13 protein-coding genes and 3 pseudogenes are annotated in these 22,128 nt (G+C 37.6%); 12 read left to right on the top strand and 4 right to left on the bottom strand.

Translation table 11 applies throughout. The features are described 5' to 3' along the window. Positions 1-45: 45 nt before the first annotated feature. From ACI6MV_RS10100 to ACI6MV_RS10115, 4 genes and pseudogenes are all read right to left on the bottom strand, one after another. Positions 46-549 (bottom strand): universal stress protein, encoded by a 504-nt coding sequence (locus tag ACI6MV_RS10100; protein WP_407270167.1) that lies wholly within the window; start codon positions 547-549, stop codon positions 46-48. Positions 550-587: 38 nt separating this feature from the next. After that, entirely contained in the window at positions 588-731 is a 144-nt protein-coding gene (locus ACI6MV_RS10105; RefSeq protein ID WP_407270168.1) for a hypothetical protein, read from the bottom strand. 659 nt (positions 732-1,390) lie between these two features. After that, positions 1,391-2,392 carry an aldo/keto reductase gene (locus ACI6MV_RS10110; protein ID WP_407270169.1) on the bottom strand — a complete coding sequence of 334 codons (1,002 nt, stop codon included), beginning with the start codon at positions 2,390-2,392 and terminating at the stop codon, positions 1,391-1,393. A gap of 385 nt (positions 2,393-2,777) precedes the next feature. Further along, positions 2,778-3,083: pseudogene (locus tag ACI6MV_RS10115) on the bottom strand (iron-sulfur cluster assembly accessory protein). 10 nt (positions 3,084-3,093) lie between these two features. On the opposite strand from ACI6MV_RS10115, the pseudogene ACI6MV_RS10120 reads away from it, so the two are divergent. The 12 genes and pseudogenes from ACI6MV_RS10120 to ACI6MV_RS10175 form a co-directional block, all read left to right on the top strand. Next, a pseudogene (locus ACI6MV_RS10120) lies at positions 3,094-3,879 on the top strand (transposase); the annotation flags it as partial. 257 nt (positions 3,880-4,136) lie between these two features. Continuing rightward, positions 4,137-5,873, top strand: a complete 1,737-nt coding sequence (locus ACI6MV_RS10125) for a cache domain-containing sensor histidine kinase (RefSeq protein WP_407270170.1) — start codon at positions 4,137-4,139, stop codon at positions 5,871-5,873. Position 5,874: 1 nt separating this feature from the next. Next, the gene (locus ACI6MV_RS10130; protein ID WP_407270171.1) at positions 5,875-6,591 is read left to right on the top strand and encodes a response regulator transcription factor; all 717 of its coding nucleotides are present in this window, start codon (positions 5,875-5,877) and stop codon (positions 6,589-6,591) included. Positions 6,592-6,680: 89 nt separating this feature from the next. Continuing rightward, complete coding sequence (locus ACI6MV_RS10135; protein WP_407270172.1) at positions 6,681-8,009, top strand: ABC transporter substrate-binding protein; 1,329 nt, start codon at positions 6,681-6,683, stop codon at positions 8,007-8,009. A 58-nt stretch (positions 8,010-8,067) separates the two neighbouring features. Next, positions 8,068-8,763, top strand: a complete 696-nt coding sequence (locus ACI6MV_RS10140; RefSeq protein ID WP_407270173.1) for a hypothetical protein — start codon at positions 8,068-8,070, stop codon at positions 8,761-8,763. A gap of 23 nt (positions 8,764-8,786) precedes the next feature. Continuing rightward, positions 8,787-9,689 (top strand): carbohydrate ABC transporter permease, encoded by a 903-nt coding sequence (locus ACI6MV_RS10145; RefSeq protein WP_407270174.1) that lies wholly within the window; start codon positions 8,787-8,789, stop codon positions 9,687-9,689. Continuing rightward, positions 9,679-10,497, top strand: coding sequence for a carbohydrate ABC transporter permease (locus ACI6MV_RS10150; RefSeq protein WP_407270175.1), 819 nt, complete (start codon positions 9,679-9,681; stop codon positions 10,495-10,497). The genes ACI6MV_RS10145 and ACI6MV_RS10150 overlap by 11 nt, the downstream gene beginning before the upstream one ends. Before the next feature lie 79 nt (positions 10,498-10,576). Continuing rightward, a complete protein-coding gene (locus ACI6MV_RS10155; RefSeq protein ID WP_407270176.1) occupies positions 10,577-12,574 on the top strand; it encodes an NHL repeat-containing protein in 1,998 nt (665 codons plus the stop codon). A 53-nt stretch (positions 12,575-12,627) separates the two neighbouring features. Then, the gene (locus tag ACI6MV_RS10160) at positions 12,628-14,220 is read left to right on the top strand and encodes an FAD-dependent oxidoreductase (RefSeq protein ID WP_407270177.1); all 1,593 of its coding nucleotides are present in this window, start codon (positions 12,628-12,630) and stop codon (positions 14,218-14,220) included. 291 nt (positions 14,221-14,511) lie between these two features. Beyond that, positions 14,512-19,164: an immunoglobulin-like domain-containing protein gene (locus tag ACI6MV_RS10165; RefSeq protein WP_407270178.1), complete on the top strand. Its 4,653-nt coding sequence runs from the start codon at positions 14,512-14,514 to the stop codon at positions 19,162-19,164. A 581-nt stretch (positions 19,165-19,745) separates the two neighbouring features. Beyond that, a complete protein-coding gene (locus tag ACI6MV_RS10170) occupies positions 19,746-20,618 on the top strand; it encodes a tyrosine-type recombinase/integrase (RefSeq protein WP_407270179.1) in 873 nt (290 codons plus the stop codon). Beyond that, positions 20,615-21,737 (top strand): annotated as a pseudogene (locus ACI6MV_RS10175) (IS91 family transposase). The gene ACI6MV_RS10170 and the pseudogene ACI6MV_RS10175 overlap by 4 nt, the downstream one beginning before the upstream one ends. Positions 21,738-22,128 lie beyond the last annotated feature (391 nt).

Here is a 22,128-nt window from a genome sequence, read left to right on the forward strand (position 1 = left end):
CATTTTCCCGACGACCAAATAGGGACAATCTTGTCCCTATTTGGTCTATTTTACTACTAATACGGGGCAACTTGCTGAATTGGTAACTTTATTGCTGACGCATCCCATGACTAATTTTTTTATACCACTTCGACCGCGTTGCCCAATAACGATAAGGTCTACCTCATGATGCTCAGCGAAAGTACATAGTTCTTTGGCGGGGGTACCCATTAATACTTCAATTTCTACATCTATTATACTACCTGAAAGTTTAGCTTTAGCAATCGTAATGATTTTGTCTGCCACTTGATCAAAATCAATCAAATTACTTTCTACAGGTAGCTTTCCTACATGTGCATTTGATTGATTCATCATACTTGTAACAGGTGCTGTTGTTACACCATACAGTGGGACATCTCGGACTTCATTCATAGGTTTGTGGTCTTGGGCATATATGATCGTTAAACAAGCTTTGCTAAGTTGCCCAATTTTTTCAGCTTCTTGTAGAGCGTTTAGGCTTCCATCAGATCCGTCGAAAGTAATTAAAATATTGAAATATGCATTACTCATCATAGCCAACTCCTTGTTATTATTTTGTATAAACAAGATTAATAGACAGTCTGCTCTTTCAGGAGTTGTAGTTCAAATTCTTCTTTTTTGTATCTTCTTTGATGTATTTTGTCTGGACCATTAAGAAATGGATTGTCCCACCATAATCTTTCAACAATATCATAGGGAAATAGTCTAGTCATGGATAGAGAAGTTCTTCAAAATGATTCTTACTAAGCTTCCTCCTTTTATTAGCTTGGTTATTATATACATCCTCAAGTATCAAACGAAACATTTTCAAAGGTTAAGGTTTAGTTACAGCTGCAATGTAAATGACACAAAGTAATCTAAACCGGACATGTGTAGGTGGAGAGCATGGTGGTTTTTGGGGGTGCAACTTCCCAAAGTTCGTTATATGATGTCTAGGTGAAGTGGGTATATATATTAAAGTGTCATTTTTTGTAGGTTTGATTATTGTTTGTATAATTTGTTCCATAATAGAGTTTTATTTTAATGGATTACTTCCAGGAAGTATGAGGGAACGACGTAGGAATTATAAGGAGTTTGTTGAGTGTAATCGTAATGTGAGGGGGTGAATAGTAATTCTTGATTGTTAAGATTGCTCAAAATACTTTAATAAAGTGCTGATATCCATCTGAAAATCTCCGAACGGTAGGTGGTTTAATTTAGAGTGACGTTGCTGCTAAGTGGCTTGAATTCAAGGTTTTTTCCCTGTATTGGAATTGAAGATGTCTATTGCAGTATTGAAGGTATTATTATCAGATACAGAACAGAGGGAGCCCTCCTTGTAAAATAACTAAAAAGATCTGCTCCACAAAAAGCGAGCAGACCTTTTTTAGTATTATAAGCCTTGCTGGACAGCAAGCATCCACTGTGGGTAAGGAACCCTTGGTTTACTTACCTCATTAAGTGCGTCGGTTTCATCGTTGCTCAATTCAATGTCGGCAGCTTTCAAGTTAGATTCAAGCTGCTCCATCTTTCTCGAGCCGACGAGGACAGAGCTGATTCCTGGTCGCTCGGTTAACCACGCTAATGCTGTTTCAGCTGGTCCGGCGTCATGGTTAGCGCCAATTTCAATTAACGTATCGACAATCTTGTCGGCAACTTCTTTATCGGGTACAGGTGGGAAATCCTTCAGCCCCGAACCTGCAAAACGGTCTTCGTCTTTTAGCTTACCATCTCGATATTTACCAGTTAAATAGCCACCATTAAGTGGACTCCAAACGAGAATACCGATCCCTGCATCTTCTGCTAATGGAATGACCTCATGCTCTAGGTCACGGTTAATTAAACTATAATGCATTTGTGCGGACGTATATTTCGTCCATCCGTTCAATGCAGAGATGCCTAGTCCTTTGGAAATTTGCCAGGCTGCATGATTGGACATGCCAATGTAACGAACCTTCCCTTGACGGACAAGGTCATCTAATGCTTGCAGTGTTTCTTCTAAAGGAGTAGACGGATCAAATCCGTGTAATTGATACAAATCAATATAATCGGTGCCAAGTCGACGCAGGCTATTTTCTAACGAGTTCATTATATGAAACCGACTTAAGCCTTTATCGTTAACATCGTCACTCATCTGACCTAACACTTTCGTGGCAATAATCAGGTCTTGACGCTTGCCTTTGATTGCTTTTCCTAGCATTTCCTCGGAGGTCCCGTTGCTATAGATGTCCGCCGTATCAAACAAGTTAATACCAGCGTCTATACTCGTGTCTACCATACGATTGGCTCGTTCTTGGTCACCAAATCCGATATTCCAGTCGTTCCCAAATGTCATCGTCCCAAACGAAAGTGCACTCACCTTGAGTCCACTTTTTCCGAGATTTCGATACTTCACTATAAGTCCTCCTATTTTCTAGTTGGTGCAAGGTATCTGTGATGCTGAGCATCTAAATTAACCGTATCTAAGATTTGGTTTGATTTCAAAGGATTTGTTTTACTAGAACGTTACGTTGGACAATGGTAGCTAGCTAGATGAGTTAACATAGAGGTGTCATACTAGGGGCGTTTATTAAAAGATATCTAGCTATGAGCGCCAGAAACTAGGCGACCGATGCAAATTTCCCCTACAATAAATTATCATCGATTCAAGTGTTATCGAAGGTCAACGAAAAGCGGACTTGTCGTCCAACGTCGACATCCTCCTAGGTGAGGACTTGATACCTATATCTTTATTGATTCGCTTCAGTCGCCAAGTTTCTATACGTCGCTCTGTACTGTTCTTAATGATGATGTGGTGCATGTCCTTTGGAGGAATTGCTAATTACAAATCCTTCCTCTGGCACGTAGATATATTGAATCCAAACACCATCAAGGAAATCTTCTCGCTGATCAAGTAGGACATCAATGTCTTTATCTGTCTACACAATCTCATCATGTTCAGTTGGCTCATCAAGCATCGCATTATAATGGGCATGGTTGCCGTGCATTTCGGTAATATAAACACGCACCATTTTCCCCTCAACGCCATCACTTTCAAGCCATTTTTTAAGAACCTTCGCCGCATTTCTATTTATTTTGCATCGCATATAAGCACCTTTTTTCTTAATAAAACCATTATTACAAATCGTAGACTTAGACGCGCGAGTTGGCCATAAAAGCAAAACGAGGGATTTCTATGGATATAAGACAGAATATACGATGATCCATGAACTCCTCATCACCGGTGTGTATGTCGGCGATGGAGCATATGTTGATGGGAAAATGTTTGATTATCTGTTAGACCAAACGATAAAAAGTGGTATTGAGGTAGAAGTTGTTTATGGGGACAAAGCATATTTTCGCAAAAAAATACTAGATAGCATTAATGGGTGCGGAGCCAAACCATACATACCTGTAAGTGAAATGGCCAAAAGAATTAATGAAGAACGATACACTTATAATTAAGATTCGGATGAGTGGTTTTGTACACAAGGGAATAGAACAGTAAAGAAATCTCATAAGAAAACAATGAATAGAGAATCTTATCGTTATTATTTCGACAGAGAACAGTGCAGAGATTGTCCGTTAAGAGATAGCTGCATCACTGGAAAGACCGTTGGCAGAATTCTAGAAGTTGGAATAAATACGCCTGAATTCTACTAGTACAGCCAACAACAAAATACAGAAGAATTCAAACAGAATTATAAGAAACGCGCTCGCCACGAAGGGGAAAATGGTGAGATGAAACAGTTTCACAGATTAGATCGTGCCAGGGGGTACGATCTGCAAAGCATGGCCATACAAGCAAAATTTACTGCATTAGCAGTAAACTTAAAGAGGATAGCACAGATCCTATCCTCTCAGAACACTAACAATTATTCTTTCTCAACCATAATTTTTTAAATTGTATAAAACATTCTGACGATTCGAAAAAATCAGTTGAAAATTGCTTGAAAAAAGGTGACTTTTTCAGTGACCCGAACCGTCCTTTGTCTCTTTATCCCTTGTTTCCGTATAATATTTAAAATATAATATAATGAAATTATTAGAAAATTATAAAAAGATGAGTGTGGTCTTAAACTATCAATATTAATTTAATTTGTAAGCGTTTAATTAAGTGTAATTCTTTTAACTTACACTTCAAAGGAGACTACATAGCTATGAAATTAAGAAATAAAATATTTTTAATGTTCTCAGGTCTAGTACTATTTCTCCTTATTATCGTCGGAATTGTAGTGCATAACATTTTTACTTCTGCTAACAGCAAAGAAGTGATCAATAAAACAGAAGATACTACAGTACAGTTAAGTTATAACTTAGATTTAATGTTGGAAGACGCATCTAGGTCGAGTTTAGCTCTACTTTACAATAAAGAATTAATTAATATATTACAAGAATATGATAAGGAGCAACCAGTTTTTTATAAGCAGTCTAATCACGTGAAGGTCTTTTCTTTATTCTTATCCAGTATTATTTTTGATAAAGAGCAATTTTATGGTGTGCATATATTTACACAAAATGGTCAACTGTTTAGCCATATGGATCAATTTAGAATAAGAGAATCTATTTCGTTGCATGACCAGGAATGGTACATGAAAGCAAAGGAGCAAGAAGGTGGATGGCTTACTTATTATGATGAAGATCCAATTTATTATAAAAATAGTGATAAAGAATATTTAAGTCTTTTACGTTTATTAAGAAATCCAGAAGATCAAAAGGAGTTAGGCTTAATAAAAATTGATTTCTCACCAAAATATATAGAAGAAATTACAGAGCAACTTCGTAGTGAATACTGGCAAATAACTACAAAGAATAAAGTACCGATCCTAGGGAATAAAACGGAACGAATGTTGTACGAGTGTAATACTAATCGAACAATTGTTAAAGATAAAGAATCGAATAAGTCATATATGTGCATTACACATACGTCAAAGAACACAGGATTTACGATTAGTAATTTAATCTCTACTGACTATTTATATAAAGAAGTAAAAGAGTTTAACCGGTTTCTCAGTTGGTTAATTGGGGTTTGCTTACTCTTCTCCTTAATCATTTCCTTTTATATGTCACATTATCTCCTCAAACCATTGGAATTATTAAAAACAAGAATTCGTTTATTTCAACATGATAAAGGGACGGCTCATTCGGCTCAAGATGAAATTGGGGAACTTCGTATTGCATATGATGGAATGCTATCTGAGATTAATGATTTAGTAACAGAAGCATACGAAATAAATAGACGAAACAATGAAGCAGAATTTAAAGCACTGCAATCACAGATGGATCCGCATTTTATTTTTAATACACTAGAATCTATTAACATGAAGGCAGTTCATGAAGATCAATTTGAGTTATCTGACATGATCGTCGAATTGGGTAAGTTGATACGTTATCGCTTAAGAAATGAGGATCAACAGATTCCATTAGATGATGAGATCAAATTCGCGAAGATTTATGTAAATATCCTACAACACCGTTTAGAGGAAGCGCTGGAAGTCGAGTGGCATGTAGAAGAAGGAACGGAAGAGATTTTAGTTCCGAAATATATCATTCAACCACTAATCGAAAACACTATCGCTCATGCTTACAATAAAACAGCAAAAAAAGTAACGATTTCTATCTGTATAAAAAGAGAACAAAATAAGCTTCATATTTCTGTTAAGGACAATGGTAAAGGAATAGAGGCGCAGCGGTTATCGGAAATACAAACAACTCTTGAACAAAATGATGTAGCCGAGGCGCAGCAACAGAAGCAACATACAACGACTAACAATATTGCGTTGGTTAATATCGATCGCAGGTTAAAATTATTACACGGTGAAGCTAGTGGGTTGAAAATATCCTCAAGCGAAGGAATAGGAACAAACGTAACGATTATGATAAAGGTGGGTGATTAGTATGAAGAACGTACTGTTAGTTGATGATGAGGCTGGTATTCGAAAAGGTGTGAAAAAGCTATTAGAAGAGGTGATCACTGGATACAAGGTAATGTGGGAAAGCTCTAATGGGAAGGACGCATTAGAAATTGTTGCCATCGACTTACCCGATCTTATTATTTCGGATATTCGCATGCCGGAAATGAATGGGTTAGATTTTATCACTGTTTCCAAAGAGAAGTATCCATCGTTACCAATCATTATCATTAGTGGTTATGACGATTTTGCATATGCAAAAGAGGCGTTAAGGCTGGGTGTCGATGATTACTTGTTAAAGCCGATTGGACGTAGTGATCTTGCAAGTACATTGGAGCGTATAGAAAAAAGGGACAAACCCTCTACTGAAGAGGTTGGTGAAAAAGTATCTGTAAATATACGCCGCATAATACACGTAATAGATAATAACTTAGAAAAAGAATTAACACTAAGATTCATCTCGGATAGAGTAAATCTTCACCCAAATTACGCAAGTCAACTTTTCAAGCAAGAAACAAATAAAAAATTATTCGACTATATAACAGAGCGAAGAATGAAAAAGGCAAGACAGCTACTGAAAAAAACTAATCTCAAAATATATGATATTGCTCATCTAGTTGGTTATGAAAATTCTAAGCATTTCTCCACGACGTTCAAAAAAGCGGTAGGCATGACCCCATATGAATATAGGAGGAAACTATAACCTTAATATTATGAACCTTTTCTTAAAGTTGCCACATTATAAAGCGTTTACACATTTGGTATTGTTGTACTAGAAAAGGAGGAAGATACATGAAAAAATATCTTATAGCTTTGCTTGGTTGCATATTAATTTTTCTTGTTGCATGTAGTGACAGCGGAGAAACTAATGGCACTAATAGTGATGATGTATCTAACAACAATAACAATGAGGGTCAAAATCAAGGTGCTGATACCGAGGAGGTAGAACTTACATTTACAATTTGGGGTAATGATGCACATACACAAATGTATGAGGATGTACTAGCGCAATTTTACGAAGAAAATCCTGGTATTAAAGTGAACATTCAAAGCATCCCATTTGCGGATTATCAGCAGAAGCTATCTGTGTTTGCTGCCGGTAACGAGCTTCCTGACATTGGTTGGGTCTCAGAACAAATGGTTCCTCAGTTTAAGGAAAATGGTATTTTAGAGGATATTTCAGATTTTGGAAATGATGAAGATTTTGATTTAGATGATTTTATTCCTTCTACTTTAGAGTTATGGACGGAAGGGGATAAACTATTAGGTTTACCGTTCTCTACCCCACCAATGATAATGTATTTTAACAAAACGATGTTTGAAGAAGCGGGTCTGGAAACACCGTTAGAATTAGCGAAAAAGGGTGAGTGGACTTGGGAACAAATGGAAGAAGCGGCGAAAGCACTCTCTAAAGGAGAAGGTGCTGATCGAGACTATGGAGCTAGATTCTTTACCGATTGGACAAACTTCTCAACTTTACCATCACATACTATATCCTATGGTGGATCGATGTTTAACGATGATATAACAGATTTTACATGGAATTCTCCACAAGGAGTAGATACATTTGAGATGCTGGATCGCATGATGTTTGAAGATAAGTCACACGTACCACCAGGTGAAAATGTTAATTTCGAAGGTGGAAAAGTTGGGATGTATACTGGCATGTACAGTTACATTTCCAACGTAAGAGGAATAACAGACTTTGAATGGGATATTGCACCTTTACCAAAAGGACCAGAAGGTAGAGCGCCTCTTCTTGGCATGGCCGGAATGGTTGCCTTTACAGGAAGTGAGCACCCAGAAGAAGCAAAAAAATTATTAAAATTCATCCAAAGTAAGACGGGTATTCAAGCGCAATCTGCTTTCTTCGTACCTCCAAGAAGAAGTGTATTGGAATCAGATGCGTTTATGAATATTCCGAATAACCCACCAAAAGAGTCCATTCAGATCGCGATGATTGACCAAATGAACGAAGGGTACATGTATCCATTACATGAAGACTGGACTAAAATTCAAAGTGAAATCGTCAACGGATTTGACAAGCTATTTTCACAAGTTGCAAGTCCTGAAGAAATATTAGAAGAAATGGAAAAAAATGTTGATCCTTTATTAAAATAACAAATTTCCAGTGGAAAAGGAGCGATGATTTTTTGCGCTCCTTTTCCTTCATAAGGAGATGAAAAAATTGTCTATGTCTTTAAGAGAGCTACTAGCAAATAAGGATTTTTCAATTATTGTTAGTTTGCCAGAAAACCGGTTAGATTTAGCAGAAGCAGCAATGAATGCAGGAGTAGACGGATTAAAGTTTCATATAAACGTTTCGCATCGCGCGAGTGGAAATGATTTTAAAGGTGTTAGTGAATATACAGACATATTTCAACAAGTGAGAGAAAAATTCTCCGGCCCAATCGGTATCGTTCTTGGTGACGAAACAGAAAAGGTGAATCAGGAGGATACAGAGAAATTAAAAAAATTAGGATTTAATTATTACTCATTATATGCCAAACACATTGGATCGAAAATATTACTTCAAAATAATTTAGAGCACACCGTGGCTGTCGATGACAAGTTTCAAGATAATCAAATTGCTGCAATAAAAAATTTTGATGTAGAAGCCATTGAATTATCGGTTGTTAAAAAAGACGATTATGGCAAGGTACTTCACTTCGAGGATGTACTAAAATATAGAAGTTTTCGAAATAAAACAGACCTTCCCCTCATTGTTCCATCACAAAAAAAGCTTGTACCTGAGGATATTACTTTGCTTAAAAAAGCAGGAGTCAACGCAGTTATGTTAGGAGTAGTTACGATTGGAAATACAGCTGAATCCATATATGAGACCGTATCCATTTTCACAAAAAATAATAGATAGTCGTAAGAGTTGGGGGGAAATAAATGAGTAAAAAGAAACGGAGCCGTATCGGTTCCAAGCTAGGTGAAGCAATCACTGGGTGGTTTTTTATATCTCCGATGTTGATTGGTTTTTCATTATTTATGTTCGGTCCACTAGTCTACGCCTTTTTCATGAGTTTAAATGAATGGCCACTCTTAGGGGATGCAACTTTTATTGGCTTAGACAATTATCAATCGCTCGCTAATGACGACACTTTTTCAAAGTCATTAATCAACACTTTTATATTTAGTGCAGGATTGGTACCGTTAAACATTATCCTTGCGATGTTTTTAGCTTCACTTTTAAGAGAAAATTTTAAAGGAATTGGTTTTTTTAGAACGGCTATTTTTGTGCCGGTTGTTACATCGCTTATTGTATGGGCAATCGTTTGGAAGTATTTATTCGCGTCCGAATTAGGGTTCATTAATCAATTTTTGGATTTGTTCGGTATAGAAGGACCAGCATGGCTCCTAAATGTAAAGACGGCAATGCCAGCTGTCATCTTTGTAAGTGTATTGAAAAACGTTGGTTTAAATATGATCTTATTTTTAACGGCAATGCAACAGGTTCCAGAAGAGCTATACGAAGCTTCTGAACTAGATGGTGCATCGACATTTCGCAAGTTTAGGAGTGTAACGCTCCCACTTATTACACCAACCATTTTTCTTACGATGATTATTACAACGATTGGAGCAATGAAGGTTTTTGGTCAAATTTATGTAATGACACGTGGCGGTCCAGTGGATAGTACAAAGGTTCTCGTTTACTACATCTGGGAAACTGCCTTCAGACTTTATGAAATGGGGTATGCTTCAGCTATCGCTTTTGTGTTGTTCTTTATTTTACTAATTTTCACTATATTGTCATGGGTTGTAAGAAAGAGGTGGGTATTCTATGAGGAATAAACGCATGAGTATATTTAGATACATTTCGTTAATATTCATTTCCATTATTATGGTTGGGCCATTGATTTGGATGATGCTAACGTCATTAAAGGAACCAAATAGAATATTTACGCAACTTTTTCCTAATCCCATTCGATGGGCTAACTATTCTGAAGTGTTAGGAAAAGCAACGTTTTTACATCAATATTGGAATAGCATTTATATCGCTACAACAGTAACGTTTCTTGTATTGCTGTTTGCGTCCATGGCTGGTTATGCATTTGCAAGACTTAAATTTCCAGGAAGAAGTATCATCTTTTTGCTATTTTTAAGCGTTATGATGATTCCAGCGGAAGTAACAATTATACCCATATTCTTTTTTATGAGGGACTTGGGTCTAATTAACAGTCATATTCCGTTAATTTTACTTCCTACATTTGGAGCGTCAGGTGCGTTTGGGATTTTCTTAATGCGGCAATTTTTTATCGCGATCCCCAAGGAGTTAGAAGAAGCAGCGATTATGGATGGTTGTTCGAAGATACGTATCTATTGGAATATTATGTTGCCGCTCGCTGTTCCGGCTTTATCTACACTAACGATTTTCACCTTTTTAACAAATTGGGATGAATTTTTATATCCATTGATCTTTACGAACTCACGGGAACTAATGACGTTACCTGTTGGCTTATCGTTATTCACTGATGAGACAGGTACTGCCTGGCATCACTTAATGAGTGCGACCACATTGGCTACAATTCCTTTATTAATTATCTTCTTCTTTGCTCAGAGGAAGTTCATAGAAGGCATGACAGCAGGTAGCATTAAATAGATTATTAGATTAAAAAGATGCATTATCCTGAATGAATTGGCAAAAAGTAAGAATTTATTATAGTCAAGGAGGTTATTACATGGTGAATCAAGATGTAGGAGTTACCAAAGATTATTTGTTGAACATGAATGATAGTGAAAGCTATCGAGTGATGAATCAAATAGGAGTACAGCAATGTGTATTGCCAAGTCCTTCTGTCCATAATGCAAGTTGGGATGCCATATTGACTTCAGAAGGTGAACTCTATCTAAGTCTTTGCTCGGAGTTAACTACAAGTGAATATGCGAAACTTGCAAAATATGATTATCAAAAAAACAAAGTGGAGGAACTTTTTTATACCAAAGAACTTATTTTTCCTAACGATCGTTTTATCCGTGACAGTAAGATTCATACTAGTCTCGCCGAACTGGGAGATGGCCGGTTAATTATGCTGACGCATACCACAGATAAGTCACCTGAACATCCTGCTTGGATGCCAAATGCTTATTATAATAATCCATGGGAAGGATTTCCCGGTAGTTCACTAATTATTTACGATCCAACGAACAATAAAGCAGAAAATTATGGGATTCCAGTTCACCGAGAAACACTATATGGTGGTACGTATGATGTCGTTAACAATGCTTACTATGCATTAGGTTTTTTAAAAGGACATCTCTATCGAATTGATTTGGATGACAGACAAGTCGCAGACTATGGGCAGGTCGTAGAGAAAGCAAGTTATCGCCTGATTGTAGGTAGTGATAGAAATATCTATTTTACTTCACGAAATGGAGTATTAATGCGAATTAATGTCGAAACACAAAAAGTTGAAAACTTAAGACACGTATTACCTAATAAGAGTGAAAAATATCGTCGAAATCGCTCCTATATGACATACGGGGTAAATGGACCAGATGGCAGATTGTATATGTCGGGCATGTTTAATGATGAAATCTCTGCTTTTGATCCTAAAAATGATAGTTTCGAGGTAATTGGCCGTTACAAGAAACCAGAATTTTACCTTAAGGGTGTTGAAAACACTGATTATATTGGAGCAATGGATTTCGATGCAAATGGCGTTTTATATTATATTGTTTGTGGATTGAGACAGGATCATGGAGAGGATTTCAAGCTAGGTAATTCATTAATGCGGTGGGATATTTTGAATGGTAAAGGTCCTGAATTTCTAGGTCTTGCTGGTACGGATAATCGTGTAACAACTTCTTCTTGTAGCTTATTTATAGATAAAGGGAAACAAATCCTTTATGTTGTTTCAACAAATCATGGAAATGATGCACCAGATGTCATCGCTATAGATTTATCTATATATAAGGAAATAGCTCATGAACTTGGTCCTGTTACACAAGATCCTTTTGTGGATCCGGATAATAAACTCTATGAAGAGCATGGGAAAAGTATTCTAAACACGAAAGAAGCATGGGAAAATAATCCGGTTCCATTCACTGCAAAATCGGTTATTCCAATTGCTTTGTGGCAGGAATTTTCTGACGAGCAAGTTTTCAATTCTGGAGTAAAAAAAATCAGTTGGAATGGAGGGAATCTTGAAGTCTTCACAGGTGATAAATCATTCTATAAATTCATTCTTGATGAAAGTGGAGCAATATTACAGAATGAGAAAAATAGCGCAGTAGAAGAGGAGCAACCAATTAATCTAAAACTGGAATTACCATATTATCCTGGTCGTCAATATAAAGCGGTAGTAGATAAAATGGTTTCGATTAATGGAGATAGGCAATTGATTGCTACTAAAGACGGCATTTTAGCTATATGGGATGGCAGGAACGTGTACGCTCTTGGACCTGCTTGTTCCAATGGGCCAGTTAATGATTTAACAGTTACGAAAGATGGTAAAAAAGTCTATGGAGTTGCTGGTGACATTGATGATTTCTCCATTGTTTTTGAATATAACGATGAAACGGGGTTAAGGTGGCTAGGGACTGTTGCAACGGATGACTATCAATATGGTTGCTTCAACAGCCCATATCTGACAAGTATTGCTTTAAACGAGTCGGACACAATTTTGGCAGTTGGTGCCGGAGGTAGAATGGGTTCTGTCTATCTTTATAGTATTTAGAAAAAGAGAATATCAGAAAAGCAACAAAAGATTTCTAGTAAAGGGTGAAAAATGTGTCTGCTGAAAAATTATATTACTATCGAAAGTCAGAAAAGCTAAAAAATCCTAAGAAGATAGAACGGGATGTAATCATTTATGGAGCAACGATGGGCGGGATCACTGCTGCTGTTCAATTAAAAAGATACGGATTAACAGTCGCTATTGCTGAATTTGGTAATCATATAGGAGGTATGACTGCTTCAGGATTATCAGCGACCGACCTCGGTTCAGAATACGCGGTAGGTGGATTGGCTATGGAATTTTATAAAGAAGTCAGTTCATTCTATGGTAAACCAAAAGAATTTAAATTCGAGCCAAAAGTTGCAAGCAGTATTATACAAAAATGGATGAAAGAGTATGATATTGAACTATATGAAGAACAACATTTAGATAGTGTAATTACGGAAAATGGAGCCATTACAGAAATTATAATGGAGAATGGTAATGCTTTTAAAGGGAAAGTCTTTATAGATTGTTCCTATGAAGGTGATTTAATGGCAAAGTCTGGCGTTTCCTATGCTGTAGGTAGAGAATCTAATTCAAAATATCATGAAATTTATAATGGTATTCAATTCAAAGAACAGCACCACAAATTTGAAACGTGGATTGATCCTTATAAGATGGAAGGTGTTCCTGAAAGTGGATTGTTATATGGAATCGATAATATTAATCTAGCAGATCTTGGACATAGTGGAAAGGAAGACCATACCATTCAAGCTTACAATTTCCGAATCTGTTTAACAAAGGATAAGGAAAATAAGGTTGAATTCCCGAAACCTACTAACTATAATCCAGAGAAATATCAATTGCTACTTCGGTATATCATGTCTGGGCATTGGGATGCTATGCAATTAAATACTTCCTTACCAAATCATAAATGGGATTTAAATAATTTTGGTGCATTTTCAACGGATAACATAGGTAAGAATTATGAATGGCCCGATGGCGATTATGAAACAAGAGAACAAATCTATCAAGATCACGTGGAATATAATATGGGATTGCTCTATTTTTTATCCAATGATAAAAGAGTACCTGCTCAGATAAGGGAAGAGGTCTCACAATTTGGATTAGCAAAGGATGAGTTTGTTGAGACAGGACATTGGCCACCGCAATTATATATACGAGAAGCCAGACGTATGATTTCAGACTATGTCATGATCGATAGAAATTGTTTAAAGCAAAGAGTTGCAGAGGATTCAATTGGACTTGCTTCCTATCACATGGACTCGCACAATTGTCGAAGATTCGTCATAGATGACAGAGTGGTCAACGAGGGGGATGTTGAAATTGCAGTTTCACCATTTCCGATTTCTTACCGTTCCATCCGGCCTAAAGCAGAAGAATGCTCAAATTTACTAGTCCCAGTTGCTGTTTCTAGTTCCCATATAGCGTTTGGCAGTATCCGTATGGAACCAGTTTTTATGATAATAGGGCAATCTGCTGCCGTGGCTGCGATGCTCGCAATTAAAAACGATAGTTCTGTTCAAGATATTGATTATAAGGTTTTATCAAAAGAATTGGAGAATGTGGGGCAGATATTGAAATGGGATGATTCTATTAAGGACGACCCAATTGCTCGAATGGAAGAAACATTCGGTCAGTAAAGAGTGCGAATTGTTTTTGATTATATGATTAGAGAAATCTAATCCATCTCAGACATATTATCTACTAGTGTAATAGAAAAAAATCGACCGTGTAGAAAGTTAGTGTGTAGTCTTTGTAAGATTAAACTTTCTTTATCAACTCTATCTAAAAGGCTACTAGCCTTTTAGATAATGTAGTTGAAGCAATCAATAGTCGAAGTGTTAACTTAAATCGATTCTTAAAGTAAAGTGTAAAGAAGTGAACATTGCCTGTAGTATGTTTGAGGCAAAATAGAACGGGGAGGCTCGAATATGAAGAAACAACTAGCGATGTTACTGGCAGTTTTTTTTATGTTGAGTGTGGTGCTGACAGGTTTCCAGCCCAAATTGATTAGAGCGAAGGAAGATGTGGATAGTCAACAAGAGTTCTTGGATGTGAGCGATATGTCGGATGATAATTTCTTTGGCGTATGGGACGATAATTCATCGGAATGGACTGTTAATGGGAAAATTAATTATGATTATAGTGATGAATTGCAACCAGTAGAAGACAATGTAAAGGCTGGGGACTATGCTGGTGCAAAGGAAGCGCTGTTAGCTTATTATCAAAACCGTACAGAACAAACGATTTTACCGTATGAAGATTGGTACGATCGATATAAAAATGAAGCGAAGCAATCAGAGCTGGTGCCGATTATTGCCGACAATATCTTTACCTTGAGCGGCGAATATTATATAACCACTTTTTCTGTCAACAATGAAGACTCTTCAAACACCATCGATGTAACCGAACAAGTATTGGGAATGTCTGGAAACAATGAACTTGCATTTTTTCTAATGGCGAGAAAGAATGAACCCTCCACAGCACAATTTCACAGCAAAGAAAGTAATTCCAATCAACCAGTACTCGAGGTCAAAGTGAATGGAACAACCCATACGTTACTACCTACCGATGATACGTATATTCAACCGGGATCAAATATTAACACTGTATTCGGAAACGAATCTGTACTAGAGGTAAGAGATGAAGGTCCTGGTGCATTTACGGATGAAACACGTAAAGCATATCTGAAATTTAATCTTTCAGAGTTATCTGGAACCCCTACACAAGCAGAATTAAAGCTTTCTGGAAAGAATATATCTGGTACAGGTGAAAAGGAAATTATGCTTTACACTACTGACAATGTAACTTTCGATGAGGATACGCAAACCTGGAACAATATCTTACAAAACACCTATTCCTGGGCAGGAGTACCTGGTGGAACGGATTGGAAAAATCCAAAAGGTGCGGATCGACAGTTTGGGTCTCAGATTCCTCGTTTTTATTTTGCTATGCCTTTAGCATATAAATACTACCAGGATAAGGATGAGTCAGCTGCGAATGATCTTATTGAGTTAATGATGGATTTTATCCAAGATACCGATTCCTATAACGCACCGGAGAATTTAGGGGCAGGGTCATACTCGAATACACTAGGTGCTGCTAAACGTGTACAAATGTGGATTAAATCATACCATTTAATAAGAAACAGCGCATCTATGAAGGCACCTGCAAACACGGCTATTTTAAAAACCCTGTTTAAATCAGGGGAACACTTGAAACGTCAAGATCATAAATCATGGGACACGAGTATAAATAGTGCGCTTTATCGTTTGGCTGTATATTTTCCGGAATTTGTAAATAGTGAAGCGTGGTTTAATCGTGCAAGTAGTAAGCTTCGTGAAATAATTGAAGCAAGCTTTTTATCAGACGGAGGCTTTTATCAATCATCAACTAGTTACGGGATATATTTTGCAGAAGAACATGTGCGTAACAAGCAGTTTGGTTCGTTAAACGGTAGAACCTTAGATTTAGGCGACAAGCCGATGGAGGAATTCCTGCACTATTTTATGAATGTAGCGTTACCAGACGGCGTTGATGCGAATTTTGGAGATTCTGCAGGGTTAAGTATTAGAGATCGTTTGTATAAAATGGGGAAAGAACTGAATGATCCAGCGCTAACATATGTGGGATCTAGTGGAGAGAAAGGAAGTGTACCCGCTCACACTTCTGTGCTATATCCTCAAGAAAGAAGTGCCATCATGAGAAGTGGCTGGTCGGAGGATAGTTTATATGCAAGATTGTCTGTAGATAACGGTCCACACGAACATCCGGATGAAAATGACTTAACTGTTTATGGATACGGGCGACAACTTTTACCAGGGATGGGCTCTTTCAATTATAGTAATGATTCAATATCTAGTTGGCTACGGAATAGTACAGAAGCCCATAATACGATTGAAATTGACGATCGAAAGCAAAATTCGAATCGCACTGGATCTATGAATGGGGTTAGCAATGACCAATTTGACTTTGTTGTGGGTACGACGGAGGCTACTTCTGATTTTTCATATAAGCGAGCCACTTTGTTTATAAAACCTGGATATTGGATCGTTTCTGATTATATAGATGCACCTTCAGGCTCACATAAATATGAGCAAAACTGGCATTTCTTACCTGATGCCAATATCGCTATCGATTCAGATATGAAAACTTCAAAATCCCACTTTGCGGATGGAGCAAATATTCAGGTTGTTCCGGCCGATCCGGACGAGATAACAGCGACGTTGGAGGATGGTTATTACTCCTCAGAATTTTATATGTTATCTGATGCAAAATATACTTCTTATGTGAAGAACACTGCCGGTGATGTTACTTTTGACACAATTCTATATCCAACGGAAGAACAGGATAACAGAGACGTAAAAGTAACGAGGCTGGAAATGGCACCAAATGTTCAAACAACAACAGCGACTGCTCTGAAAATTGATTTAGACAACGATACTGGTGATAATGGATACTATTATTTGTCCCATGAAAATACTCCGGAACAACGAACATTCGGAGGATATCAATTCGATGGGGAAATGGCTTATGTAGAAGCTGCTGGTGATGCAATAGGTTCTGCGCTTATTCATAATGGAAAGACATTAAAAGCAGATGAAAAAAATCTATTAAAATCACCGAATGAAATTAAGGAGGTTGCTGTTAAATGGGATGGCGACACCGTTAATATTGATGGATCTGGACTAGAAGTAAATCAATCACAAAACTCCGCGATTGCCATTTATGCGCCTGAAGCGACCAATGTAACGTTTAATGGTGAAGCTGTTGAATACACACGTAATGGAGATTATATCTATGCGGTGGGTGCTCCTTTCCAGGCTGTAGTTGCAGACACTTATGTCCAAGGTGGAGATTTTGGTAACCAAAATTTCGGAAGTGAACCGACCATGCTGTTGAAAAATGCCGGTCTAGTTAGCTATGATCGATCTCCGTTAATGAAGATAGATACGAGTTCACTAGATCCTAATATAGAGTCGGCTAAGCTGTTCCTTTATGGCAGTTACCAAGCCGGGGAGGGTTCACTTACGGCCAAGGTTTATTCATTAGGTGATGATTGGGAGGAAGAAAATGTAACCTGGAATAATGCTCCTGATGTGCAACAAGAACTTACGACGATTCAAATTGGTCAAGAACAAAAGTGGTATGAGATTGATTTAACGGAGTACATTCAACAAGAAGCAGAAGGGGATCAGGCTGCAAGCATCATAATTAGAGCAGAAACCCCCGAAATGGTAATTTTTGATAGTAAAGAGTCTTCTCATGCTCCTTATTTAGACGTGAAGTATACGGAGGAAGACCCAACTGACGAAGAAAAACCGGTTATCACATTGAACGGCGAAAACCCAATGACTGTAGAAGTCAACGAGTCGTATGAAGAACCCGGAGCAATGGCGACAGACAATAACGATGGGGATCTAACAGGTGATATTGCGGTCAGCGGTGAGGTAGACACGAGTGCGTTAGGAACGTATGAAGTGACTTATACTGTAACGGATAGTTCTGGTAACACGGAAACAGTCAAGCGAACGGTTAAAGTGGTAGATACAACAGATCCTGTGATCGAGTTAAATGGTTCAAATTCAATGACTGTAGAAGTCAACGAGACGTATGAAGAACCCGGAGCAATGGCGACAGACAATAACTATGGGGATTTAACGGAAGATATCGACATCAGTGGTGAAGTTGACACGAGTACAGTTGGTACGTATGAAATCACATATACCGTCACCGACAGCTCCGACAATACTATGACAGTCAAGCGAACGGTTGAAGTGGTTGACACAACAGATCCTGTGATCGAGCTAACTGGTGAAAATCCACTGACATTACGAATTGGTGAGGAATACGAAGAACCCGGAGCAGAGGTCACGGATAATTCAGGAGAAGACTTAACGAATGAAATAAACATCAGCGGCGATGTAGATACAAACGCCATAGGAACGTACACAGTGAGCTATACGGTGACAGACAGTTCTGGCAATGTAGGAGAAACGACGCGCACAGTGAAAATTGTGGACGATAACATGATAAGTTTCGGCGAAGAGCGGAAGGTAAGAAAAGGTGAAAAATTCATCATAGAAGGGACAACGAGCTCTATCATAATGCCGGACGACCTGCCATTGGGCACAACAATCATGATAGAGAAAGTTGAAGGCGATGCGAACGGAAATCTGAAGTTAGCTGGCGATGTATATGAAGTCACAGTCGTTTATCCAGATGGAGCTACACCACCACAAAACGACTTCACACTCACGCTGTCCTATGCTGCCGACGCGGATTCAAACGCAGTGAACATCTATTATTTTGATGAAGAGACAAATGAATGGGTATTAGAAGGTGGTCAAGTAAATACAGAGAACAAAAAAATCACGTTACATGTACCGCACTTCTCTAAATACGGTGTATTTCAAGAAGTAAGTAGTGACGACGCCACGGAGGACCCAGATGAAAATGAAACACCAAACGCAGAAGATGACAAAGAGGAACTACCTAATACATCAACAATAACGTTTAACCTATTATTACTAGGCATGATCATGCTTCTTGTTGGAAGTGTAATGGTGGCAAGGAGACAGTAGGGATGGTTCGTCTGTCCCAGTTTTTTTAGGCAAGGTACATTGGCACACTGTACCTTGCCTTTTTTATTGAAGTTAGTGGCAATTACTCTGTGTACTTTTAATCCGTCTTGGGCAAGTCGTGGGAGAAGGACAGCAGATCCCCTGCTCACTCAAAAAAACATTGTTAATCCGGGGGATTTAAGAGATAATCAAAATTGAAGTTAGAAAATTTAGAAAAGTGGCAATAGGGGCGATTATTCTGTCCCAAATAATTTATAAATTTAAAAGGAGTGAGACGGGAGAAGAACGAAATCGCGTCCCGCGATGGCTAGCGAGGATAGAGCGTTTATTATGTAAGTGGAACATACTAAGTATTGAGGTTAATTAAGGGAGTAAACCCATTTAAAACATAAAGAAAAAGTATGCTTTCTGTGATATTGTTTAATCGCCAAACCAAACAATAAAGAGAGCATACTTCTATGAAAAATATTCTAACACGAAAAATACCAAAATTACAAAACCAATATTTTACTCTACATAAACGTGGACCACCCACCTTCCGGTTTGTTAATAATCAACTAACAAATTGGAGGGCTTTTATTGTGGAAAAATATAAACACAAGATTGAACTATTCTTTGAACTGAAAAATTCACCTGAATCCACCAGAGAAACCATGCGAAGAAGAATGAACGATTTCATCATTTATGTAAATGCAGTTTTAGAAATCGAGATGGAAGAAACAACCTTCGAAGATATTCAGGGCTATATCCTTCACCTTAAAAGAGATAGAGACCTATCACCGGGCACAATTAATAATTATATTTCATCTATCAAGTTTTTTTACACTTACGTATTAGAAAAAACATGGAATCCGATAAAGGTTCCTAGGTTGATAAGGGCTAAGAATTTCCCTGTTATTCCTCCGAGAGGGCAAGTATATGCACTTTTAAATGGGACAAATAATTTAAAACACAAGGCGATTCTCGCCTTAATCTACGGTAGTGGATTACGTGTAAGTGAAGTTGCACGATTGAGAATTGGTGATATAGATAGCCAAACCATGAGGGTTCGTGTGGATGGAGCGAAACACAATACGAATCGTAATACTATTTTGTCTGAGATGAGCCTTCTTGTCCTCCGAAAGTATTTTAAAGCCTATCATCATCGGTCTTTTTCCAAAAATGATTGGCTCTTCACGGGAAACAAGAAAGAGAATCCTGTTACAGTTAAAACTATTCAAAATACCTTTCTTAAAATTAGAGAAAGATTAAATCTGGATACCAAGATTTCAGCACATACCTTGCGGCATTGTTTCGCGACTCACTCCCTCGAAGATGGAGTTGAACCTGTGCATATACAACATATGTTAGGTCATAAAAATGTGGAAACGACAAATGGTTATTTACACACGACTTCCAAGAGCTTAATGGGGATCAAAAGCCCTTTGGACCAACCGAGAGGTAATGAATTATGACTGTACAGAGCTTATTTCTAAGTGACTACGAGTATTTTCGAGTAACTCATAAAGTATCAAAAGAACAAGCAAAAGCAGCTACAGCTATTAGAAATTGCAGAACAGACGCTTTAGGAGGTCATAGGCATGCATGTGATGCGTGTGGCGATTCAAAAATCAGCTATAACTCATGTCGAAATCGTCATTGTCCACAGTGTCAGGGAGTTAATAAAGAGATTTGGGTGGATCAAAGAAGCAAAGATATTCTACACGCACCTTATTTTCACGTTGTATTTACCATGCCGGAACAATTACACATGTTGATCTATCATAATCAACAACTACCTTATACATTAATGTACAAAGCAGTGGCAGAGACGTTGACCGGACTCGCCTGGGATGATAAATACTTAGGTGCTCAAATTGGCTTTCTATCCGTCTTGCATACTTGGGGACAGAACTTACACTATCATCCACATATTCATACGATTGTCTTGGCCGGAGGCCTAACAAAAGATAACCGTTGGAAGGAAACGAGCGATAAATTCTTTATCCCTGTCAAAGTCTTATCCAAAAAGTTTAGAGGTAAATTCCTTTATTATCTCAAACAATATTTTAATCAAAAGCAATTAAAGTTCTTCACAAGCACAAAAGAATTTCAATCTCGTACACAGTTTCAACAGATAGCTGTTATGAAAAGGATTGGTATAGCTATACCAAAAGAACATTTTCTGGTCCCTTAGCAGTAATGAAATATCTTGGATTATATACACACCGCATCGCTATTTCGAATCAGCGCATTCTATCAGAAGGTTATGATACGGTGACCATCGGAGTAAAAGATTACAAGAATAACAATAAGAGAAAGCAAGTAACGATGACTAAAGTAGAATTTATTCGTCGCTTTTTAATGCATGTATTGCCAACAGGCTTTGTAAAAGTACGGCATTATGGCATACTAGCAAATCGAAATAGGAAAACGAAGTTGGCTCGTTGTCGGAAATTAACAAAAAGTCCTACGTATATGAAGGCTTGAGTAAAATTGAAGTTCTTGGCAAGATACTGAATAAAGATTTGATTTTATGTCCTTCGTGTAAAACTGGTCATCTAGAGATTATAAATTCATTCAGGATACCTTGATTGAATGGAAAATAAATACTTTTTTAAAAGCCTCTTCAATGGGGAGGGGGAAAGTATACCCAAATCTAGTTCTAATCTGCGAATTTAATTGAAAAACGCAGGTCAGGACTAGAAAAAAGGATAAATAAATAGATCAAAAGAAGCCTAGGGAAGATTGAATCCCCATAGGTAGAGAGGGGAGCGACTTCGTCCTTCTGGGACAATCAAAAATTTGCGGGTAGTGGTAATACGAAACAGAAAAAAGGCACAGTTAGCTTAAATAGCTAATTGTGCCTTTTTTTCTCGCAAACTTCCGATTGTTCCCTGAAAGAACCGTCCCTATGGCTCTATGATAGATATATCCTCACCACATCCAACGCACCATCCACAATCAAAATTAATAAAATGTAAA

The organism is Radiobacillus sp. PE A8.2, from assembly GCF_045635475.1.
Taxonomy (GTDB): domain Bacteria; phylum Bacillota; class Bacilli; order Bacillales; family Amphibacillaceae; genus JBJGXI01.

Bases quoted from the DNA above. Each gene is read 5' to 3' on its own strand.
- ACI6MV_RS10135 (WP_407270172.1), top strand. From the start codon at position 6,681: ATGAAAAAATATCTTATAGCTTTGCTTGGTTGCATATTAATTTTTCTT.
- ACI6MV_RS10100 (WP_407270167.1), bottom strand. From the start codon at position 549: ATGAGTAATGCATATTTCAATATTTTAATTACTTTCGACGGATCTGAT.
- ACI6MV_RS10150 (WP_407270175.1), top strand. From the start codon at position 9,679: ATGAGGAATAAACGCATGAGTATATTTAGATACATTTCGTTAATATTC.
- ACI6MV_RS10155 (WP_407270176.1), top strand. From the start codon at position 10,577: ATGGTGAATCAAGATGTAGGAGTTACCAAAGATTATTTGTTGAACATG.
- ACI6MV_RS10125 (WP_407270170.1), top strand. From the start codon at position 4,137: ATGAAATTAAGAAATAAAATATTTTTAATGTTCTCAGGTCTAGTACTA.
- ACI6MV_RS10130 (WP_407270171.1), top strand. From the start codon at position 5,875: ATGAAGAACGTACTGTTAGTTGATGATGAGGCTGGTATTCGAAAAGGT.
- ACI6MV_RS10145 (WP_407270174.1), top strand. From the start codon at position 8,787: ATGAGTAAAAAGAAACGGAGCCGTATCGGTTCCAAGCTAGGTGAAGCA.
- ACI6MV_RS10105 (WP_407270168.1), bottom strand. From the start codon at position 731: ATGACTAGACTATTTCCCTATGATATTGTTGAAAGATTATGGTGGGAC.
- ACI6MV_RS10140 (WP_407270173.1), top strand. From the start codon at position 8,068: ATGAAAAAATTGTCTATGTCTTTAAGAGAGCTACTAGCAAATAAGGAT.
- ACI6MV_RS10165 (WP_407270178.1), top strand. From the start codon at position 14,512: ATGAAGAAACAACTAGCGATGTTACTGGCAGTTTTTTTTATGTTGAGT.